Source organism: Pontibacter beigongshangensis (genome assembly GCF_014332515.1).
Taxonomy (GTDB): domain Bacteria; phylum Bacteroidota; class Bacteroidia; order Cytophagales; family Hymenobacteraceae; genus Pontibacter; species Pontibacter beigongshangensis.
The window spans coordinates 35,480-55,665 of record NZ_VFSD01000020.1 but is presented as its reverse complement, the minus strand read 5'-3'; the positions used below and the strand labels follow the sequence as shown (position 1 = coordinate 55,665).

Annotated in this window: 19 protein-coding genes; 8 read left to right on the top strand and 11 right to left on the bottom strand. The window is 49.6% G+C overall.

Annotation, left to right across the window (positions count from 1 at the left end):
* Positions 1 to 376: 376 nt before the first annotated feature.
* The 3 genes from guaA to hemL all read left to right on the top strand — a co-directional run bounded on the left by guaA (position 377) and on the right by hemL (position 5,356).
* Positions 377 to 1,906, top strand: a complete 1,530-nt coding sequence (gene guaA / locus FJM74_RS16050) for a glutamine-hydrolyzing GMP synthase (protein WP_187263657.1) — start codon at positions 377 to 379, stop codon at positions 1,904 to 1,906.
* A gap of 216 nt (positions 1,907 to 2,122) precedes the next feature.
* A complete protein-coding gene (locus FJM74_RS16045; protein WP_241739202.1) occupies positions 2,123 to 3,820 on the top strand; it encodes an ABC transporter substrate-binding protein in 1,698 nt (565 codons plus the stop codon).
* A 237-nt stretch (positions 3,821 to 4,057) separates the two neighbouring features.
* Entirely contained in the window at positions 4,058 to 5,356 is a 1,299-nt protein-coding gene (gene hemL / locus FJM74_RS16040) for a glutamate-1-semialdehyde 2,1-aminomutase (RefSeq protein ID WP_187263656.1), read from the top strand.
* A 269-nt stretch (positions 5,357 to 5,625) separates the two neighbouring features.
* Here the strand turns inward: hemL and FJM74_RS16035 are convergent, their stop codons facing one another.
* The 4 genes from FJM74_RS16035 to FJM74_RS16020 form a co-directional block, all read right to left on the bottom strand.
* A complete protein-coding gene (locus FJM74_RS16035; protein WP_187263655.1) occupies positions 5,626 to 5,967 on the bottom strand; it encodes a zinc ribbon domain-containing protein YjdM in 342 nt (113 codons plus the stop codon).
* Positions 5,968 to 6,070: 103 nt separating this feature from the next.
* Positions 6,071 to 6,832 carry an agmatine deiminase family protein gene (locus tag FJM74_RS16030; RefSeq protein WP_187263654.1) on the bottom strand — a complete coding sequence of 254 codons (762 nt, stop codon included), beginning with the start codon at positions 6,830 to 6,832 and terminating at the stop codon, positions 6,071 to 6,073.
* A gap of 70 nt (positions 6,833 to 6,902) precedes the next feature.
* Complete coding sequence (locus tag FJM74_RS16025) at positions 6,903 to 7,445, bottom strand: uracil-DNA glycosylase family protein (protein WP_187263653.1); 543 nt, start codon at positions 7,443 to 7,445, stop codon at positions 6,903 to 6,905.
* Between the two features lie 100 nt (positions 7,446 to 7,545).
* A complete protein-coding gene (locus tag FJM74_RS16020) occupies positions 7,546 to 7,962 on the bottom strand; it encodes a hypothetical protein (RefSeq protein ID WP_187263652.1) in 417 nt (138 codons plus the stop codon).
* A gap of 385 nt (positions 7,963 to 8,347) precedes the next feature.
* Between FJM74_RS16020 and dcd the strand changes: the two genes are divergently transcribed.
* Together dcd and FJM74_RS16010 are read left to right on the top strand one after the other, a co-directional pair.
* Positions 8,348 to 8,884: a dCTP deaminase gene (gene dcd, locus FJM74_RS16015; protein ID WP_187263651.1), complete on the top strand. Its 537-nt coding sequence runs from the start codon at positions 8,348 to 8,350 to the stop codon at positions 8,882 to 8,884.
* Between the two features lie 203 nt (positions 8,885 to 9,087).
* Entirely contained in the window at positions 9,088 to 9,531 is a 444-nt protein-coding gene (locus FJM74_RS16010) for a hypothetical protein (protein WP_187263650.1), read from the top strand.
* Between the two features lie 69 nt (positions 9,532 to 9,600).
* On the opposite strand, the gene gldC is transcribed toward FJM74_RS16010, so the two are convergent.
* Positions 9,601 to 9,939 (bottom strand): gliding motility protein GldC, encoded by a 339-nt coding sequence (gene gldC / locus FJM74_RS16005; protein ID WP_187263649.1) that lies wholly within the window; start codon positions 9,937 to 9,939, stop codon positions 9,601 to 9,603.
* 74 nt (positions 9,940 to 10,013) lie between these two features.
* On the opposite strand from gldC, the gene FJM74_RS16000 reads away from it, so the two are divergent.
* Positions 10,014 to 11,045 carry an endonuclease/exonuclease/phosphatase family protein gene (locus FJM74_RS16000; protein WP_187263648.1) on the top strand — a complete coding sequence of 344 codons (1,032 nt, stop codon included), beginning with the start codon at positions 10,014 to 10,016 and terminating at the stop codon, positions 11,043 to 11,045.
* Between the two features lie 93 nt (positions 11,046 to 11,138).
* Here the strand turns inward: FJM74_RS16000 and dnaN are convergent, their stop codons facing one another.
* The 6 genes from dnaN to FJM74_RS15970 form a co-directional block, all read right to left on the bottom strand.
* Positions 11,139 to 12,263: a DNA polymerase III subunit beta gene (gene dnaN / locus FJM74_RS15995; RefSeq protein WP_187263647.1), complete on the bottom strand. Its 1,125-nt coding sequence runs from the start codon at positions 12,261 to 12,263 to the stop codon at positions 11,139 to 11,141.
* A gap of 361 nt (positions 12,264 to 12,624) precedes the next feature.
* Positions 12,625 to 14,334 carry a gliding motility-associated ABC transporter substrate-binding protein GldG gene (gene gldG, locus FJM74_RS15990; RefSeq protein ID WP_187263646.1) on the bottom strand — a complete coding sequence of 570 codons (1,710 nt, stop codon included), beginning with the start codon at positions 14,332 to 14,334 and terminating at the stop codon, positions 12,625 to 12,627.
* Complete coding sequence (gene gldF / locus FJM74_RS15985; protein WP_187263645.1) at positions 14,328 to 15,056, bottom strand: gliding motility-associated ABC transporter permease subunit GldF; 729 nt, start codon at positions 15,054 to 15,056, stop codon at positions 14,328 to 14,330. The genes gldG and gldF overlap by 7 nt, the downstream gene beginning before the upstream one ends.
* Before the next feature lie 576 nt (positions 15,057 to 15,632).
* On the bottom strand, positions 15,633 to 16,550 hold the full coding sequence (gene gldA / locus FJM74_RS15980; protein ID WP_187263644.1) for a gliding motility-associated ABC transporter ATP-binding subunit GldA: 918 nt from the start codon (positions 16,548 to 16,550) through the stop codon (positions 15,633 to 15,635).
* Between the two features lie 151 nt (positions 16,551 to 16,701).
* The gene (locus tag FJM74_RS15975) at positions 16,702 to 17,406 is read right to left on the bottom strand and encodes an SDR family oxidoreductase (protein WP_187263643.1); all 705 of its coding nucleotides are present in this window, start codon (positions 17,404 to 17,406) and stop codon (positions 16,702 to 16,704) included.
* Positions 17,407 to 17,717: 311 nt separating this feature from the next.
* Positions 17,718 to 18,428: an SDR family oxidoreductase gene (locus FJM74_RS15970; RefSeq protein ID WP_187263642.1), complete on the bottom strand. Its 711-nt coding sequence runs from the start codon at positions 18,426 to 18,428 to the stop codon at positions 17,718 to 17,720.
* 113 nt (positions 18,429 to 18,541) lie between these two features.
* On the opposite strand from FJM74_RS15970, the gene FJM74_RS15965 reads away from it, so the two are divergent.
* Together FJM74_RS15965 and FJM74_RS15960 are read left to right on the top strand one after the other, a co-directional pair.
* The gene (locus FJM74_RS15965) at positions 18,542 to 19,273 is read left to right on the top strand and encodes an MlaE family ABC transporter permease (RefSeq protein WP_187263641.1); all 732 of its coding nucleotides are present in this window, start codon (positions 18,542 to 18,544) and stop codon (positions 19,271 to 19,273) included.
* 16 nt (positions 19,274 to 19,289) lie between these two features.
* Complete coding sequence (locus tag FJM74_RS15960; protein WP_187263640.1) at positions 19,290 to 20,096, top strand: ABC transporter ATP-binding protein; 807 nt, start codon at positions 19,290 to 19,292, stop codon at positions 20,094 to 20,096.
* Positions 20,097 to 20,186: the final 90 nt, after the last annotated feature.

The following is a 20,186-nucleotide window of genomic DNA, read 5'->3' as shown; positions in this document are numbered from 1 at the left end:
ACAACAAAACAGTAAGAGGGCAACGGAAAGAGCATTAGCTAAGCCAGATGGAACCAATATGCAAATGCATTCTCCTATAGACGACGTCACAACTTATCGGAAATAAGGAGCAGGTGTGGTGAAAGCTGGAGCATAATTTTCCAAATCAAATTCCGACAAGTTTAGTCAAAGTCTATACATATGGTATGCACTCGAATAATTAGCACATCAGCACATTAAACCAGTAGCACATTAAACCAAATTATTCCAATGAAAAAGCCCCTCCGGCGCTACAACTCCCGCTGCTGCTCCGCCTGAAACCTGAGGGTTTTAAAAACCAGATGGGTTTGTTCGGCTACATGTTGGCAATTATCTGAAAAGAGCCTTACCTTTGCGCATGCCAGAAAAAATCCTTATTCTCGACTTTGGCTCCCAATATACCCAGCTTATTGCAAGGCGGGTGCGCGAGCTTAACGTTTATTGCGAAATTTACCCCTACAACAATGTGCCGGCCCTGACCGAAGATGTGAAGGGTGTGATCTTATCGGGCAGCCCCTGCTCGGTACGCGACCAGGAGCACCCCACCATCGACCTTGCCCAGTTTATGGGACAGGTGCCTTTGCTGGGTGTTTGCTACGGCGCCCAACTCATAGCCCACGAACACGAGGGCGAGGTTACACCATCCACCATCCGCGAATATGGCCGTGCCCGCCTCGCTGAGCTGCACTCCTCCAGCCGCCTGATGAAGGAACTTACTCCCGGCTCTGTGGTTTGGATGTCGCATGGCGACACGATCAAGGAAATTCCTGACAACTTTGAGGTAATTGCCAGCACTGAATCTGTGCGCGTGGCCGCCTATAAACTACGTGGCCAGGAAACATACGGCATTCAGTTCCATCCGGAAGTAACCCACTCTGACGAGGGCAAGACACTGCTCCGCAATTTTGTGGTGCACATTTGCGGCTGCGTGCAGGACTGGACACCAGACCAGTTCATCGAATCTACTGTGGCAGCGCTGCAGCAGAAGATCGGTAACGATAAAGTAGTGCTCGGCCTTTCGGGCGGCGTAGACTCCAGTGTGGCCGCTATGCTCATCCATCAGGCTATCGGGAAAAACCTGTACTGCATTTTCGTTGACAATGGCCTGCTCCGCAAAGGCGAGTTCGAAAGCGTGCTCGATTCTTACAAGCACATGGGCCTGAACGTGAAAGGCGTGGACGCAAAAGACAGGTTTTATGCAGCCCTGGCTGGTATCTCGGACCCGGAATTAAAGCGCAAAGCCATTGGCCGGGTGTTTATAGAGGTGTTCGACGATGAGGCGCACCAGGTGGAAGACGTGAAATGGCTTGCCCAGGGCACGATATACCCCGATGTGATCGAATCCATCAGCGTAAAAGGCCCTTCTGCCACCATCAAATCGCACCACAACGTGGGCGGCCTTCCTGATTTTATGAAACTGCAGGTGGTGGAGCCGCTTAACACGCTCTTCAAAGATGAAGTGCGCCTGGTAGGCAGAACCCTGAAAATCGATGAAAACATTATCGGCAGGCACCCTTTCCCGGGCCCGGGCCTGGCGATTCGTATTTTGGGCGACATTACGCCAGAAAAGGTACAGGTTTTGCAGCAGGTAGACCATATCTTTATCAGCAACCTGAAAAAGACAGGCTTATACGATGAGGTGTGGCAGGCAGGCGCCATTCTTACCCCGGTACAATCGGTAGGCGTGATGGGCGACGAACGCACCTACGAAAACGTAGTGGCTCTGCGCGCCGTAACCAGTGTGGATGGCATGACAGCCGATTGGTGCCGATTGCCGTATGAGTTCCTGGCCGACGTGTCGAACGAAATCATCAACAAGGTAAAAGGCGTTAACCGCGTAGTCTACGATATCAGTTCCAAACCACCCGCTACCATCGAGTGGGAATAGTTCTAAATTTTGAATGAGTGATTGAGTGATTGAGTGAATGAATTTGATTTGTAATTTGAATGAACAGGTTAATTCAAAATTATAAAATTCAGGTGTAAATATGATTCAGCATAAAAGCTTTACCGTCTTAGCTATCTATTTAATCACTCAATCACCCATTCTCTCATTCACTCAATCACTCATTCAAAATTAAATAAAGGCATGAGGAAGGGCTTTTTGAAGCAAATTACAGGCATTTTGCTGCTGGCAGTGCTGGCGTTACCTGCTGCTGCACAGCAACTGCAGGACTTCGAGGTAAATTACAACAACGGCAAGGTGCTGCTGCAACAGAAGCGCTTTGAGCAGGCCATGAAGGAGCTGCGCCCCGTTACGGCGGCCGCAAAGGGAAACGATTTAGCGCCGGAAGCCTCCTACCTCTATGCCTTGGCTGCCTTCAGGGCCAACAATCAGCAGGAGGCGCTCCTGATGCTGGGGCAGCTGAAACAACAGCACCCACAGTGGGCGGGCATGCCGGATGCGAACTACCTGCTGGCCAATATTCAGTTTGAGCAAAAGGAGCCTGACCAGGCCCTGGCCACACTCGGACAGGTGAAAGCACCCGCCTTATCAGAAGATGTGGACCGCCTGAAACGGCATTACCTAAACAGAATCGCAGACAGAGAAGCCTATGAGCAGCTGCTGCAAAAGTACGCTTCCGATAAAACGGTGGCCCAGGTGTATGCCGATAAACTACTGGCCGGCTGGTACCGGCCACAGGACAAGCCGACCCTGGAACGCCTGGTAGCTAAGTTTAACCTCGATCGCAAACGCTATCTGAACCCGGAGGCGCTTCGCAAAAAGGCCTACCAGGTGGCCGTGCTCCTGCCCTTTCAGCTAAACCAGGACCTGGCGCAATCGGCCCGGAAAAACCAGTTTGTGACCGACCTGTATGCCGGCATGAAGCTGGCACAGGACTCACTGCAGAAGCAGGGTATCAACATCGAATTATTTGCCTACGATGCCGGCGCGGATACGGTCGGGGTAAAACGCTTGCTGGAGCAGCCGGAGCTGAAGCAGATGGACCTGGTGATCGGCCCGGTTTATAAATCAACCGCGAAAGTGGCTTTGCGTTTTGCTGCTGAAAACAACGTAACCGTTATAAATCCGCTCTCGCAGGATACAGACGTAGCCGGCAACAGCCACCAGGTGCTGCTGTTCGAGTCGTCGGTGGCGACGCAGGCCCAGCAGGCCGCCACCTATGCCTACCATACTTTCTCGCCTAAAACCGCCGTAATAGTATTTGAGGGATCTACTTCCGATACCACCTTTGCACGGCACTACCGCCAGCAGTTCCAGAAACTTGGGGGCAGGATATTGGCCTACAGAAAAATCAACTCCGCCCAATCAGCGGCAACAGCGGGTGTTTTTAAGGAGCTGACCGTAGCAGGTGTCGGGCACCTGGCTGTTTTCTCTGAGAGAATGACGGCCGCAGCCAACGCCATCAGCCTGCTGAACAGCCAGCCTTCCAAACTGCCGCTGATCACTTACGACAAGTGGCTGGATATTAACCAGATTACACTTCGGGAACTAGATGATCAGGAAGTGTACTTTATCTCTCCGAAGTACTTTGACCAGACGTCGCCGGCTGTGCGGAATTTCAGGAAAAGGTACACGGCCCGGTACAACATCCCTCCTTCTACTTATGCCTATTCAGGTTTTGAGATGCTTTACTATTTTGGGAGCATGCTGCAGGAATACGGCCCGGACTTTAACCAGAGCCTGCCGCTGGCAGGTACTAAGCGGGGTGTGCTATACCAGGGCGTAGGCTACAGTAATGCCGCTGCCCGCAACGAGTTCCGAAACGACAACCAGTACGTACCCATCACCAAACTGGAAAACATGCAGCTGATGGTGGTAAACCCGGCAGGCTTTTAAAGCATTCCTTTGAGTAGTATCGGTTAGGCAGTACCGCCAGGGCGTGACCGATGAAGCCTTGCCCCCGCCCCAGCAGCAATTATTTGAATGAAAACGGCCCTCCGAAAGCGAAAAGAGACGCAGGACTCTTCGAAAGCTATAAGTAAAGAGTTATTTTTCGGTTCATTTTCAAATTTCTAAATCTCCAAATTGAATAATTAGCACATCAGCATCCTAAACCATTAGCACACTATTATCATGAAAATAGCACCCATCAGCAACGAACTGTTTCAACGCGCCCAACATTCCATTCCAGGAGGTGTCAATTCCCCGGTCAGAGCTTTCCGGGCCGTGGGTGGTAACCCGCGTTTTATGGTGTCTGCCAGGGGGCCGTATATGTTCGATGAAGACGGCAACCAGTACATCGAGTTCATCAACTCCTGGGGCCCGATGATTCTGGGGCATGCGCCGGAAATGGTGCAGAAAGCCGTGCAGGATGCCATTCCGAACTCGCTCTCCTTTGGTGCCCCTACCCGCAAAGAGGTAGAGATCGCCGAACTGATCATCAGCATGGTGCCGTCGGTGGAGAAGGTGCGTATGGTGAACTCCGGCACGGAAGCCACTATGTCGGCTATTCGGGTGGCCAGAGGCTACACAGGCCGTAGCAAGATCATTAAGTTCGAAGGCTGTTACCATGGCCACGGCGACTCTTTTCTGATAGCCGCAGGCAGCGGCGCCATTACGCTGGGCGTGCCCGACAGCCCTGGCGTGACCAAAGGCGTGGCCTTAGATACGCTCACGGCTCCATACAACAACCTGGAGGCTGTAAAAACGCTCGTAGATGCTAACCCAGGCGAGATAGCGGCCATTATTCTGGAACCGGTAGCAGGCAACATGGGCCTGGTGCTGCCAAAGCCCGGGTTCCTGCAGGGCCTCCGCCAGATCTGCGATCAGGATGGCATTGTGCTCATTTTTGATGAAGTGATGACCGGCTTCCGACTGGCCCCTGGTGGCGCGCAGGAGCTGTACGGCATTACGCCAGACATGACCACCCTGGGCAAGATTATTGGAGGCGGCATGCCGGTGGGTGCCTACGGCGGCAAGAAAGAGATCATGGATTTTGTGGCCCCAGCCGGACCCGTGTACCAGGCAGGCACCCTGTCCGGTAACCCGATTGCCATGTCGGCGGGGATGGCCATGCTGCAGCACCTGCAGCAGAACCCGGGCATTTACCGGCAGTTGGAGCAGACCACTACCGCCATCGTAAGCGGCATGAAGGCGAACATGCAAAAGCTGGGGCTGCAGTACACCATTAACCAGGTAGGCTCCATGTTTAGCATCTTCTTTACCGACCAGCCTGTTACTGATTTCGAGAGTGCCAAGACCTCTGATACCGCTTTATTCGGCCGCTATTTCAACAGCATGTTGCAGCGCGGCATTTACCTGGCCCCATCGCAGTACGAGGCGCTGTTTGTTTCTACAGCCATTACCGATGAGCTGGTAGCGCAGTACTTAAAAGCTAACTTCGAGGCGCTGCAGGAGGCGCAGCAGCAATAGAAAGCCTCTCCGGAGGTGCATTTCCATTAGAATAATTTATCGGCAGCTCCTAGAATGGGGGCTGCCGATTTTGTTTTGCCTGCTGTATTCTGGATGACGTCTGGACTTGTGCCGCCGAAGCCCGAAGGCGCGTAAAGGGCGGATTAGAAGCCTATTCCTGTTTGCCTGGCACAAGGATCGTTAAATGCGTTGACATGCTCTCTACCATGTTACCAGCTATCGCCGCCTAACAGCTGTTGTCACAGGCCTGTTAAGTCGGCGTGGATTCATTATGCCTTTCTCACAAATTCAGACTTAAGTGCCATGGAACCGAAGCCATCAATTTTGCAGTCAATATTATGATCTCCATCTGTCAATCGTATGTTTTTCACTTTCGTGCCAGCCTTTACAGGTTTTGGAGCACCTTTTACGGGTAAATCTTTGATGACAACAACCGAATCTCCATCCATAAGTATATTCCCGTTAGCATCTTTTACTGTTAACCCGGCATCTTCTACTATTTCATTCGGATTCCACTCATTTCCACACTCAGGGCAAGCAAATATTTCTGCACCCATTGCGTAACCATAAGGTGAATTACATTTTGGGCATTGTTTCATTTCTTCAGACATGGTGCTATTTAATTTTATTACTTTTCTTTTTGTTGACGGTTAACGGTTGGGCTAAAAAGCGTTTTAATGCTTTTTAGCTGGTGTTGTAGTGTCGTTATTTTTTTTATTCTTGAATCGTCCAAGTTGTACAATTCAAAAGACCACCTAAGAACCCAACTTCATTAAAGTTGATAGTTTCGATTACTCGGTCAGAATAAACCTTTTTAAATAGGTTAAAAGCTTCACCGTCTAGGTTTCTGTCAATCTCGAAAATTGGTAGTACAATCAAGTTCTTTACTTCTAAGAAGTTAATGTAGCAACCAATTGCATTGTCTTTATACTTTCTTTCTTTAAACTCAAAAAAGGGTACGTCAATGTATTCTATTCCATGTTCTTCAAGAACCTTGTTAATCCCATTCTTCCAGTACGTGTATTCCTGTTCCCTGTCATTCCCAAGGATTGTGCTACGGTCAACAAACCGAACAAGTCCATCTGCATGACCTGTCATATCCGACTTGATTTGCGGAATTACAATTAACTCCACATTAAGTAACTTCTCAATCTCGGAAATCAGTTTTGTCTTACTCTTAAATTCAGGATTTTCATCAAATATCCTATCTGTGATTATTGCTCTGTCAGACCAGTTCACAATGTTCCCACCGTCAAGATTGATTTTTGTAAATTCTGGGTTCAGGTTATTTGCCTGACATACTATTTTTGGGTCAGATTGTAGGTGCAGGTCATCTTTAAGATAAGAGGGTTCATAACGGAACTGAACAAGCTCTCCCTTTTCAATTTGGACTGGCATATAATCACGGCACCAAATGTCCTTAGTTGCCTTGATAAACATGTACGGAATGCCATGCTTATCAAGTATTGTGGTCAATTTGTTACAGCTATTAGTAAATCTGCTGTCAGTATGAAGTAACTCAGATAAATAAACAGTATTCGTATCCTTACTTAGAACCATTTAAAAGAAAGTTAGTCCATTCGGTCTGTTTGTCTTCTTTGTAGAATCTTGCTGGAGTAGTCATTGCTTGGAAATGAATGCCTTTTTTCTTACAATGCTCTTGGATTACTTCAAGTCTTTTTTTCATATTCGGTATGTCCGCGAAAGTTTTTCTGGTGAAGCAAACTCTTTTAAGGTTTTTCAGTCGGTCAATCTCTGAAATAACGTTTCTCCACTTGGTTACTTTATTGTCTATGTAACCGTCATAAAAATTGGCTTCCTGTCCTTCTTCAACTTCAATCTCTGAAATCAAATCTATGAGGTCGATTTTGTTTTTCGCAATGAATCCTAATTTATCTTGTTTGTTAGCGCCTTTCAAATCAGGTTCTTTAAATGCAGTCGGAAGTAATCTCCATAAATAATTTCTGCTTCTGCCATAAAAGAATTCAGCTTGATTATCGCTTGCGTCTGGATTAAAAGTCCCAATTATGAGAGTTTCTGTTTCAGGGTTTATTGGGTGGTCTAAAAATCTGTGTTTAACTGGAATCATCTTTATAATTTATATTGCAGGTAACGGTATTCGTGTAGCAGAGGCGAAGCGTCAGCAAGCCTTACTGCTACACCTTGTTGTGGTATCGTTGTTCTCCTTTTTAGCTACCTTTTTCAGGGGCGTTGAAATATAGAATGAATATCAAAAAGTCTTCAGGATTTACACCTTGTGCTGATTTCTCTCTTAAAAACTCAAAGTTCTCAATTCCTTCATTAATGAGTTCCTGATTTGTGGGTAGAGCATTAAACTGTTCCAGACATTCCTGCTTGGTTCTACTGCAATAGCTTGTCCAACCTTCACCTGCCATTCTTCCATTGGTGTCATACTTTCGCCAGTGTAATTCACAAGTTCCATCGGGTAACTTAAACTGTACTTGACCGCCAACAACTGCAAGTCCAGATTTAAAAGCATGGTTTACAACTTCATTAAAATCTTCTCTTTTCCAGCCATGTTCTTTGCCGCTAATGGTTGACTTGAGCAGGATTTCGTTAGGTAGATATTTCTGTTCTTCTGTCATTTCAATGAACCACAACTTGCAGATAACAGTAATAACTTCCCAAACATACGCTTATCAGCACTATGTGCGGAGGTGGTTTTACAAAGACTTCCTGCCGTTTTGAAAAATTAGTCTTGTTGACGCCATCTGGCTGCTTGCACCTAAATATAGTTCTTTTGCACAATTAAGACACAAAGAAACAGCAATCTTTTAGCACCAGCATTGCAGTTAAATATACCCAACTTACAGCAATCGTGTGTAAGCATTTCTGCATCTCCCACTTCGCATGCCCCTCCTCGATTATTCGAATAAAAAAGCCCCTCCAGCGCTTTTGCTGCCCCTGCTTTTCCTATAGCTTGTATCAATGGAAATGCGTACTTTTACGGCCCGACTTTAGCATAGAGACATGATACTGACAGATCAGCAAATTTTGGCGGAGATGGCCAAAGGCACCATCCTGGTAGAGCCTTTTAACCGGTCCAGCCTGGGCACCAACTCCTACGATGTTCATTTGGGCCGCTACCTGGCCACTTACCGCGATGAAATACTGGATGCCCGCCTCCACAACGAGATAGACGTGTTTGAGATACCGCAGGAAGGCTATGTGCTGCGCCCGGAAACGCTTTACCTGGGCGTGACCCTGGAGTACACCGAAACACATGCCCATGTGCCCTTCCTGGAAGGCAAATCGAGTGTGGGCAGGCTGGGTATTGATATCCACGCCACAGCCGGCAAAGGCGATGTAGGCTTCTGCAACACCTGGACCCTGGAAATCTCGGTTACGCAGCCCGTCCGCATCTACTATGGCATGCCCATCGGCCAGCTGATTTACTTCGAGGTAAGTGGAGGCATTGACAATTATTACAACCAGAAGGTAAATGCCAAGTATAACAAACGTACCATCACTCCTGTTGAGTCGATGATGTGGAAGAACGAGTGGTAACAGCAATTAAATCCTTCGTTTCCTGCATAAATTCTGAATTCTGCCAATAGCTGGCCTGCTTTTTGTCCACCTTCCTGTAGCTGCAAAGAAATTTAAATTATACTCTTTCGTGAGGAATTATTTTGCTGCTGCATGCGTTTTATATGTATGAAGGGCGTAAAAAGCCTACAGCTAACGTACAACCCACAAAAATCTACAAACTTATGAAAAATCTAATTGTATTAACTTTCCTGGTATTCGGTATCGTGTTTGGAGCAGCAGCAACTGGCAAAGAACTGGCAGAACAAAGGGCCAACAACCTGTCTGACAAAATGATTGTGGAGCTGCGGCTTAACAACTATCAGTCGAACAAGGTAAGAGAGATCAATCTCGACAAAGCCGCCAAGATGTTAGCTGTAGAGGAACAATATGCAGGTAACCAGGAAGTGATCGATCAGAAGTATAAAGAAATCTGTGCCGAGCGCGACCGTGAGTTGGAGCGTGTATTAAGCACTGTGCAGTACAACGACTATTTCGGATCACGTAAATCCCTTACTAAATCGGATAAGCAGTACATGGCCAATCTTACTAAAAAATCAGAAGAAAAAGCCCCTGTGGCCACTACCTCCGGCTCAGCCTCAGAAAGCACTGTATCGACTATAAACTAACATCAGACGCCATAAAAGCAGAAGGGCCTCCAGTTTTTGGAGGCCCTTCTGCTTTTATGGCGTCTGATGTTAACCATTCTTCTTGCTGTCCTGCTCCACGTGCTGCATCAGCTCTTCGCACAGCGTACGCATTTTCTGGGCCATTACCTGGTCGTTGGTAGCCGTCATAATGCTTTGAGCCATGGCACCAATGCTGTCTATGTAGAAATACTTCATCTCGTCTACGGGCATGTCTTTTGTCCAGAGGTCAATTTTCATGGTGCCAGCCTCATCACGGTCCCACAGCGAGATGTTGATGGCCTTTGCAAAATGGATTTTCTCACCGGCATCTGTTGCCCTCCAGCTGATAGCCTCCGGCACTTTCTGATCGTCCAGGGCAATGCTGAAGTATATTTCTGATTTCTTCATTTTCCTATTATTAAACTTTATACTATATATCTCTCGTACTATCCTTGACACTACAACTTGTACAAAGTTACACGATGCGCTACGGAATTAAAACCTTCTTCACCCTTTTTATACTTTTCGCCTTTTCGGGCTGCAAAGTATTTTCACCCGCCTCCCAAAAAGAGGACCTCTACACCATCGCCTTCTACAACGCCGATAATTTATACGATACAGAAAAGGACACTGCTGCCAATGATGCGGCCTATCAGCCAGACGGCATCCTGAACTGGACAGAAGAAAGATACAGGGCCAAAATAAAAAACCTCGCAGCCACTATCTCCACCATGGGAGAAAAAGGGGGGCCAAGTATTATCGGTCTTTCTGAAGTGGAAAATAAGCGGGTAATCGAGGATCTGCTAAATACATCGGCGCTGCGAGACAAGAAGTATGAGATCATTCATTACGATTCGCCTGATGCCTCGGGGCTGGATGTGGCGCTGCTGTATAAGCCCAAAAACTTTAAACCGACGTTTCATGCCTCCCTCCCCATTGGCTTTGCGGAGGCTAATTACCAAACTACGGGCATCCTGCAGGTAAAAGGGCTGCTGCGGGGAGAGCCTATTACAATCTATGTGAACCACTGGCCGGATGCTACCGCTAACGCGCGGCTTAGGGAAAGCCGCAAAAGGGCAGCTGCCGTTACCCTGCGCCAGGAGATAAATGAGCAACAGAAAATAGACAAAGACGCTAAAATTATTGTGATGGGCCATTTCGCGGCAGATCCTTCTTCTCCCACACTGGAACAGGCCTTGCTGGCATCCGGCAGGCCAGACCCCGTATATAACCAGGAGCTATTCAATACTTTTTACATGCACCACGTGCAGAAGCGGGGCAGTTCCTTTTACAGGGGCAAGTTCCAGATGCACGACCAGATCATGGTAACCAAAGCCTGGATTGGCGGTACGGGTTTGCAATTTGTGCGAGGCTCGGCCACCATCCACGACCCGGAAAGCCTGAAGCATACCTTCGGGAAATATAAAAATACGCCGCGCAAAACCTATGCCGGCACTACATACCAGGGCGGCACCGGAGGCCATTTTCCTGTTTATATCAAAGTAAGCCATTAATAAAGCGGCCGATAACCGTTTCAGAAAAGCTCAGACACAGAAAAGGCCGGTATGTACCGGCCTTTTCTGTGTCTATGGGAATGCTAAAATTTCTTATACGTAATTGTTGAGCATAACAGGCATCACCAGCATCAGCACATTTTCGTTATCCTCGTTGGCCAGCGGCATCAGCAAGCCAGCCCTGTTCGGGGTGGAGAGCTCAAAAGAAATCTCGTCAGAATCCATGTTGTTGAGCATCTCCAGCAGGAACTTGGCATTGAAACCTATCTCCATATCCTCTCCTTCATACTGGCAGGCCAGGCGCTCATTTGCCTCGTTCGAAAAGTCCAGGTCCTCGGCAGAAACCTGCAGGTCGCTTCCGGTCAGTTTCAGGCGGATCTGGTGCGTGGTCTTGTTCGAGTAGATGGAGATACGGCGCACAGAGCTCAGCAGGTCAGCACGGTCTATTACGAGCTTGTTCGGGTTCTGCACCGGAATCACGTTTTCATAGTCCGGGTAACGCTCGTCTATTAAACGGCAAATCATCCGGATGTTGTCGAAGCTGAAGAACGCGTTGGAGTTGTTGAACTCCACCCGAACGGTAGTCGGCTCCGAAGGCAGCGTTGACTTTAAAAGGGTAAAAGCCTTACGCGGAATGATAAGCGATGCTTCCTGGCTGGTGGAGATATCCTGACGGCGGTAGCGCAGCAGGCGGTGACCATCCGTAGCCACAAACGTTACGTTATCGGAGCGGAGCTGCACGAAAATACCGGTCATGGCCGGACGAAGCTCATCGTTGCTCACCGCAAAAATGGTTTTGTTGATGGCCCGGGCCAGCACGTTAGAAGGCATCTCGATGGCGTTGCCACCTTTTACCACTGGCACACGCGGGAAGTCCGTAGCGTTCTCACCAGACAGCTTATAGCGGCCGTTGGCAGAGCTGATCTCGATGGTATAGGTTTCTTCGTCGATGGTGAACGTCACCGGCTGGTCCGGAAGGTTTTTCAGCGTTTCCAGCAATATCTTGGCAGGGGCGGCAATGCGTCCGCTCTCCCTCGCCTCAACCTGCAGCTCCGTGATCATGGATGTCTCCAGGTCGCTGGCGGTGATGGTAAGGGTGCTGTCGTTAATTTCGAAGAGGAAATTCTCCAGGATCGGAACCACCGGATTGTTGGTTACTACCCCGTTTATGCTGGATAACTGCTTCAGTAGAGCAGATGAAGTTACAATAAATTTCATTACGAGTGCCTATAATGTTCTTTGGACAAAGTTATAAATAATTCGCATTTGTCCTACGGGTAAGGTAAGCCCTTTTTTGCGAATTACTTCTTTTTTGAAGGAAAAGGAAAAGGTGCCATACAGAAACTTGCGCTTCCGCTCCCTGATTTCCTGAAAACCAACCGAACAACCATTTGTTTGTAAACGGGGATGCAGCCTTAAAAATAACCGGGGAAACAATTATTCTAATAAGAATGCCCCTCCAGAGCATATTTTGACAGCTCTACACGCATGTTGCCTTTCTAAAAATCAAATTGGTGGAGCATTGGTATCAAATCTCTGATCGCCTTATCTTCAAATCTCCCAATCAACCATTTAATAATCAGCCATCAGCCCTCCGCTCGTACTTCCGCTTGCGAAGGTAGAAGCGCAGAAAGCCGAAAATAGTCAGGAGTACGATCGGCAGCACCAGGTTGAGTAGTTGCCAGGTGCCGCGTTCCTCCTTTACCCGTATTCTGTCAAGCGGCCGCAGCTTTATCTCCTTGCTGCGCACGTTTATGAGCCCTTCTGAGTCGAGCATGTAGTGGATGGTGTTCAGCGCCAGCTCCTTATTGGCAAACTTCACGTTGTTGTACCTGTCGAAGCCCAGTTCGTAAGGTTGCCCGGTGCGGGGGTTCACGTCGTTGCGCACCAGGTCCCCGTCTGAGAACACTGCGATCCTGGATGCCACGCCAACCTCTTTCACGGCGGTAGCAGCTGCTCCTTGCGGGGCACGCCTGTTCCTGAAAAGCGAGGTAAACTTACCTTCCAGCAAATATCCAACCGGCTGCGGACCGGCCGAGAACTGCTCGGGCCTCACCTCCATGCGTGCTTCCTCCAGCGTGACAGGTACCGGCGGCTGCAGCACCCTGGAGTAGTTGGAGGTAAAAATCAGCGGTGTTTTCCGGATGCCATCTGCCCGCACCGTATCCATCGTGCCTACAAATTTGGTATAGACGGCATCCAGGTTGCGGGTAACGGGGTGCTGGCTGAAGTTGTTGAGCAGCGGGTAAAAGCGCCAGTTGATCATCTCGGTCTGCGGCCGGTCGCCCAGGTAGCCCGTCACGACCGGAATAAAGCCCGAGTTGAGGTCCATGATCATCTCGGGGTTAAGGCGCACCCCGTAGCGGAACAGCAGGTCGTCGAGGTTCAGGTTGTAGGGCATGGCGAACATACCGCCCGAGCCCAGGCTGTCCATGTCTGCCTGCAGGGCATCGACAAAAAATACAGCCTTGCCTCCGTTCATGATAAACTGGTCGATCTTGTACTTATCCAGCTCCGAAAAAGGCTGCGTCGGTTTGGCAACAATGATTAAGTCGAGGCCCTGCAGGTCCGGTATCTGCGACAGTTCCCCGCGAGCCACCCGGTAGTACTCGCCCAAAGATCCCACCAGGTCGGCCACCTGCTCCATCTCCAGCTGCCCCTGCCCCATCAGGTAGCCAATGGTGCGCTGCGATGGAAAAGCCACTTTCCGGATGGCAGTGGCCAGCTCGTACTCCACTCCCTCCACCGACTGGTTCAGGCGCTGCTCGGCCGAGGCAGCCAGGTTGCCCTTCAGCAGGTTTACAGTGGCCTCCTTGCCTTTGTACTTCACCACAGCCCCCGGAAACACCAGCCGCTCCACCTGCTTGCCATCTTCACTGGCCCGCAGGTTGGTGGGCATAATGCCCTTTTGGGCGAGCTGCGTAAAGTACTGGGCACGAGCGGTATCGTTCGGAATGGCCGTTGGGTCAATGAAGACTGTCCGGATGTTGCCGCCGGCATACACTTTAAACTCGTTCAGCGTTTCGCGCACCGACTGCTGCAGCCGCTTGAAACCTGCCGGAAAATCACCTTCCAGATACACCTCCACCACCACGTCATCGTCGAGGTTAGTGAGCATCTGTTTGGTTACCGGGGCGATGGTGTAGCGCTTGTCTTCGGTCAGGTCGATCCGGAAAAAATAGGTGGCTGCCAGCACGTTCAGCAGGATAATGCCCCCTACCCATAGCAGGAACCTGATGATGTCGCGGCTGCGTTTTGCTTTAGTTTGTTGCGGCTGCTCTGTTACCATTTTCTGCTTTTCAGGACAAGTGTAGTGGATAGAATCATCAGCGCAATCACGCTCAGAAAATATAGCACATCCCGCGAATCAATAAGACCTTTGCTGATGCTGCTGTAATGATAGGCGATGCCGAGTTGGCTCACATAATAACTGGAGCTGCCCCACACTGGTAAGGTAGCGATCAGATCAAACCCCGTATAGAAGATGTAGCAAAGGAAAACAGCTATGACAAACGAGATGATCTGGTTATCAGAAACAGAGGAGGCAAGCACCCCGATGGCACAGAAAACACCTGCCAGAAAAACCAGCCCCAGATAAGAGCCTACCACGGCCGCAGAGTCTATGTTGCCAGAGGGGTTGCCCAGTTCGTACACCGAGTAGTAGTAGAGCAGCGTAGGCAGCAGCGCAAACAGGGCCAGCAGCAGCGCCGCCAGGTATTTGCCTAGTATCAGCTGCAGATCCGTGATTGGTTTGGTCAGGAGTAGTTCGATGGTGCCCTCGCGTTTTTCTTCAGCAAAAGTACGCATGGTAATTGCCGGGATCAGGAATAGAAACAGCCAGGGGGCCATGTTAAAAAGCGTCTGCATGTCGGCAAAGCCATAGTCCAGCACGTTGCTCTCCGGAAACACCCACATAAACATCCCTGTCGCTACCAGGAACACCGCTATCACGATGTAGGCGATAAGCGAGTTCAGGAAGCCATTAAATTCTTTTTTTAGTATAGCAAGCATTTTTTATACTGTAGATGCTAGATGTTAGGTTTAACTGAAAGAACAGATTAGCCTGTACATATAAGTAATTTTAATTTGAGAGAATTCTTTTTGTCTCCCTTTGAAGGTGGTTGAGGGATGAATTACAACTGAGAACATATATTAAAGATTTCTTTACTTGCTGTCGGCACTAATTCCGACAATTCCTAAAACATCCCCTTACCCCTTCTTAATCGAGGGGCCCCTACCCCGTACCCGTTAAGCAATGGGAATTCTATTTTTTCACAGTCAAGAATACCTGCCCTTGCTGGGTGTTTTCACCTGCAAGCGAAGCTCACTTTGAGCCTACGCAGCCATCCAGGCCCTGGAGAAACTGCGAACTTCCTGCTGACGAGAATTATCCTGCTCAGTTGCCCTCCATCGCAGGGATGCCTGTTGGTGAAAACACACAACAGGGGCGGGCGGAGCAGCTTTTATGGCTGATACCACCCGTAGTCAGACGGCTAAAGGCCTCTACCCCCATGGGGACTTCTCCTCCTAAAGTAAATTCATGCGTAACTTCAGTTTCTAAATTAGAATTTGGCAAAGCACTCACATCTAGCTCCTTGTCAGTTGTTGAAATATCTTCTCCAGGGAGTTCTCCTCCTGCCGCAGCCCTACCAGTGGCCAGTTTTGTTCGGAGGCGATCCTGAACACGGCGGACCGGATGTCGGCATCTTTGCGGGAGGTAACACGGTAGGTGTGCGGCTGCTGCGCGGGGCTTACCTGCAACACGCCCGGAATAGACTGCAGCAGATTCGTGGAGATGGGTTGCTCAAACTCCACCAGCGTAATTTTCTCGTTTCGGCTACCCGCCTGCAGGGTCGCCACATCACTGTCGGCCACCAGCTTACCCCGGTTAATGATTACCACACGATCGCAGATGGCCGTTACCTCCTGCATGATATGTGTCGAGAAAATAACGGTTTTGTTCTGACCAACTTGCTTGATAAGCGAGCGGATTTCCACGATCTGGTTGGGGTCGAGGCCGGTGGTAGGCTCATCAAGGATGAGCACCTGCGGGTCGTGCACCAGGGCCTGGGCCAGCCCAACCCGCTGGCGGTAGCCTTTGGAAAGGGCGCCTATTTTTTTGCTCTGCTCCAGCCCGAGGCCGCACAGCTCCACCATCTCCTGCACTCTACTGTTCGCGTTGCTGCCTTTAAGCCCATAAATGGAGGCTACAAAGCGCAGGTACTCGTGCACATACATATCGAGGTAGAGCGGGTTGTGCTCCGGCAGGTAGCCTACGTGCCGCCGCACCGCCATGGTGTCCTGGGTCACGTCGTGGCCATTTACCAGCACGGTGCCGGAACTGGGCGGAAGGTAGCAGGTGGCAATTTTCATGGTGGTGGACTTGCCGGCCCCGTTCGGTCCCAGAAAACCCAGTATCTGCCCCTGCCCCACCGAGAACGAAATATCGTCTACGGCGCGCTGCGACCCGAATATTTTGGTTAAACCTTTTACTTCAACAGACAACTTACTTTCCGGTTTTAAATGGATAAAGCGTTACGCGTGATTGCTTTTTCCTTTCAAAAATGCTGCCAGAGAGGTGCACTGATAATTCCTGCATTCTGACCTGCTAAACAATTCGCGGAGGCAAAACTACAAAAATCAGGCGGCTCTGTTGCTATTTCTTTTGCTTCCCTTTTGGCATAAGCGGACGCACTTCTATATCCACGTGGTGATAGTTAGGGTGCGACTCCAGTACGTGCACAATGGTAGAGGCAATGTCTTCGGGGCGCATCATGTTGGGGCTGGCCGGGGAGTTGTCTATGTTGTCGAAGAAGTTGGTGCTGGTGGAGCCAGGGTAAATACAGGTAACTTTGATGCCAAACTCCCGGACCTCCATAAACAGCGAGTGCGAAATGCCGGTTACGGCATGTTTGGTGGCCGCATACCCCACCATGCCCGGCACGGGGTTCTTACCCGCAATGGAGGAGATATTGATAATGTGCCCCTCCTCCTGCTCCTTCATGCCCGGAAGCACCTGCCGCGTGCAATAAAATAGACCATGCACATTGGTGTCGAACATGGTGTGCCAGTCTTCCAGTGTCTGCTCTTCCAGGTTGGCCTGAATACCCAGGCCGGCATTGTTTACGAGTATCGTCACAGGTCCTTTGAGTTTGTGCAGTGTCTGGTCAAATGCTTCCTGCACGGACTCCGGCTTCCGGACGTCGCAGGGAATAAAGTGGAAGTTGCTGTGCTCCAGTTCCGGAGATGTCCTTCCCCAGCCAGCCACCTTCACGCCTTTCTCCAGGAGTGCCTGCACCGTTGCCAGTCCTATGCCGTGGCTTACGCCGGTCACTACAGCAACTTTGCCTTTTATTTTCATAGCAGATAATTTACGAAGTTTAACCGATACTAATATTTCCTGTAAGTGCTATGGCCTGCTGAGGCAATAGCCACACAATGAAATTATTCTAATGAATTTGGCCCTCCGGAGAGAAGTACGCCATGCTGAACTACCGGCCAGGTGCAGCCTATTTAGTCAGCGGCACCACTGAACGGAATTTAATTCACCTTCTATACCAATAGTAAAACGTCGTGTAGCGTGATACATGTTCCGTTTTTTCTCCAGGTGAGGCAATGTGTGGTTCCGGGAAGTTAAGCCGCAGCCTATAAAGCTCTTGGCAAGGCACCCGATTAATTGATATCGCCTAATTGCGGCCTGATCAGGATTTCCTCCACCACGCTGTTTTCGGAGAGGTGGTAGGCACTGTAGATGGCGCTGGCCACATCTTCCGGCTTAATGAAACGCTCCGGCGGCAGGTCTACCCCTTCCCAGCTGGCCGTGAGCGTGGCACCCGGAATAACGGCAGTCACTTTTACCCGATGCTCCTTCATCTCCTCGCGCAGCACCTGGGTCATGCCATAGAGCGCAAATTTAGAGATGCAGTAAGAGCCCCCGTTAATATAAGGGGTGATGCTGGCCGTGGAACAGAGGTTAAAGATGTGCCCTGACCGCCGCCGTACCATATCCGGCACAAAGGCTTTGGTAATGTAATAGGCGCTGTAGAGGTTGGTGCTGATCATGTGGGGAAGCGCCTCTGCGGGCTCTTCGTAAATTTTACCAGGTATATACAGGCCGCTGTTGTTGACCAGCACATCGGGCTGTATACCCAGTTCGTTCACATAAGCAACAAAGCGGTCGACCGATTTTTTCTCGCTTAAATCGGCCTCCTGATAATAAACCTTGGTAAAAGTGTAGGCCTGTTCAATCTCCAGCTTCAACTTTTGCAGGTCTTTCTCGTTTCGGGAACAGGTCAGGATATGAAAGCCGTCTTTGGCGAACTGCTCGATGATGGCCCTTCCGATTCCCTTTGTTCCGCCTGTTACAAGAATGTATCGCTGCATAATAAGAAATGAGTTCTATGTGTTTTACAATTTTAGACGTAATATAGCTATTATTACATGATTTTTAAATTGAACTTACGTAACATCCACTATACCCTGCGTAACAGCCTTATATGTTAACAAATTTCGGCAAGTATCTTCTGTTCATCCAAAGTCTCCTCTCGCGGGGGGAGGCTCCCAAAATATTATTCAACCGAACCATAGACGAGGCCATCCTTATCGGCATCAACTCCATCGTAATTGTGGCCATTGTATCGACCTTTATAGGCGCAGTAACCTGTGTGCAGATTTCGTATAACCTTACCAACGCCCTTATACCGCGCTCTACCATCGGTTTTATGGTGCGCGAGATGACGCTGCTGGAACTGGCCCCCACCATTACCTCTATTGTGCTGGCTGGCAAAGTGGGCTCCAACATTGCAGGCGGCCTTGGCACCATGAAGATAACCGAGCAGGTAGATGCGCTGGAGGTAATGGGCATCAACTCGGCCTCTTACCTGGTGCTGCCCAAGATCATGGCGGCCGTTTTTGTGTTCCCGATGCTGGTTATCATTGCCATGTTTCTCTCGATCGGCGGTGGATTCGTGGCCGGTGCCCTGTCCGGTGAGATCACACCCCAGGAATACATTACCGGTATCAGAGGAGATTTTGTACCTTACAATATTCTTTTTGCCCTCATAAAATCTGTGGTCTTTGCTTATCTGATCTCCTCCATCTCCTCTTTTCAGGGCTACAAAACAGAAGGCGGAGCCCTGGAAGTAGGTGAGGCAAGTACCAAGGCCGTCACCAACAGCGTAATTGCCATACTAATCGCCGACTTTGTGCTGGCGCAACTGTTACTATGATGTGTTCTGAAAAACTATGATTGAGATTCATAATATCCATAAATCATTCGGCGGGAAGAAAGTGCTCGATGGCGTGAGCGGCGTGTTTGAGACCGGCAAGACTAACCTGCTGCTTGGAGCCAGCGGCACCGGCAAAAGCGTTTTGCTTAAATGCATTGTAGGTCTGATAAAGCCTGATATCGGCAGCGTCACCTTCGACGGCACCTACTACACCAACAACAAGCTCGATATCCGGCAGGAAATCCGGCGCAAGATCGGCATGCTTTTCCAGGGCTCTGCCCTCTTCGACTCTATGAACGTGGAGGAAAACGTGGAGTTCCCGCTGCGGATGCTCACCCAAATGAGCAAGAGCGAGCGCATGGACCGTGTGAACTTTTGCCTGAGCCGGGTTGGCCTTGAAAATGCAAACATGAAAATGCCCTCTGAGCTCAGCGGCGGTATGAAAAAACGCGTAGGCATAGCCCGTGCCATTGCCCCCAACTGTACCTACCTGTTTTGCGATGAGCCCAACTCCGGCCTTGATCCTCAGACGGCTATCACCATAGATGAGCTGATTAAAGAGATAACGGAGGAGTATAACATCACCACCATCATTGTAACCCACGACATGAACTCAGTTATTGAGATCGGCGACAAGATCATGTTCCTGTACCAGGGCAAAAAGCTCTGGGAGGGCAACAGCGAAGAAATAATGGACACCGACATTAAAGAGCTGAACGACTTCATTTTTGCCAACCGCCTGATGCGTGACGCGAAGAAAGTAGAAGATGAGCGTGTAGAAGAAGAGCGGATGGAGGAAGAAAGAAATGAGGGAAACAGCTAGCTCCGTTTAGGGGCCAGGCTTTGGTTGATATAGGTGGGCGCTACATGTAGCGCCCTTTTGTTTTAGCCTGCAGCAGGTGCAGCAGCAGTG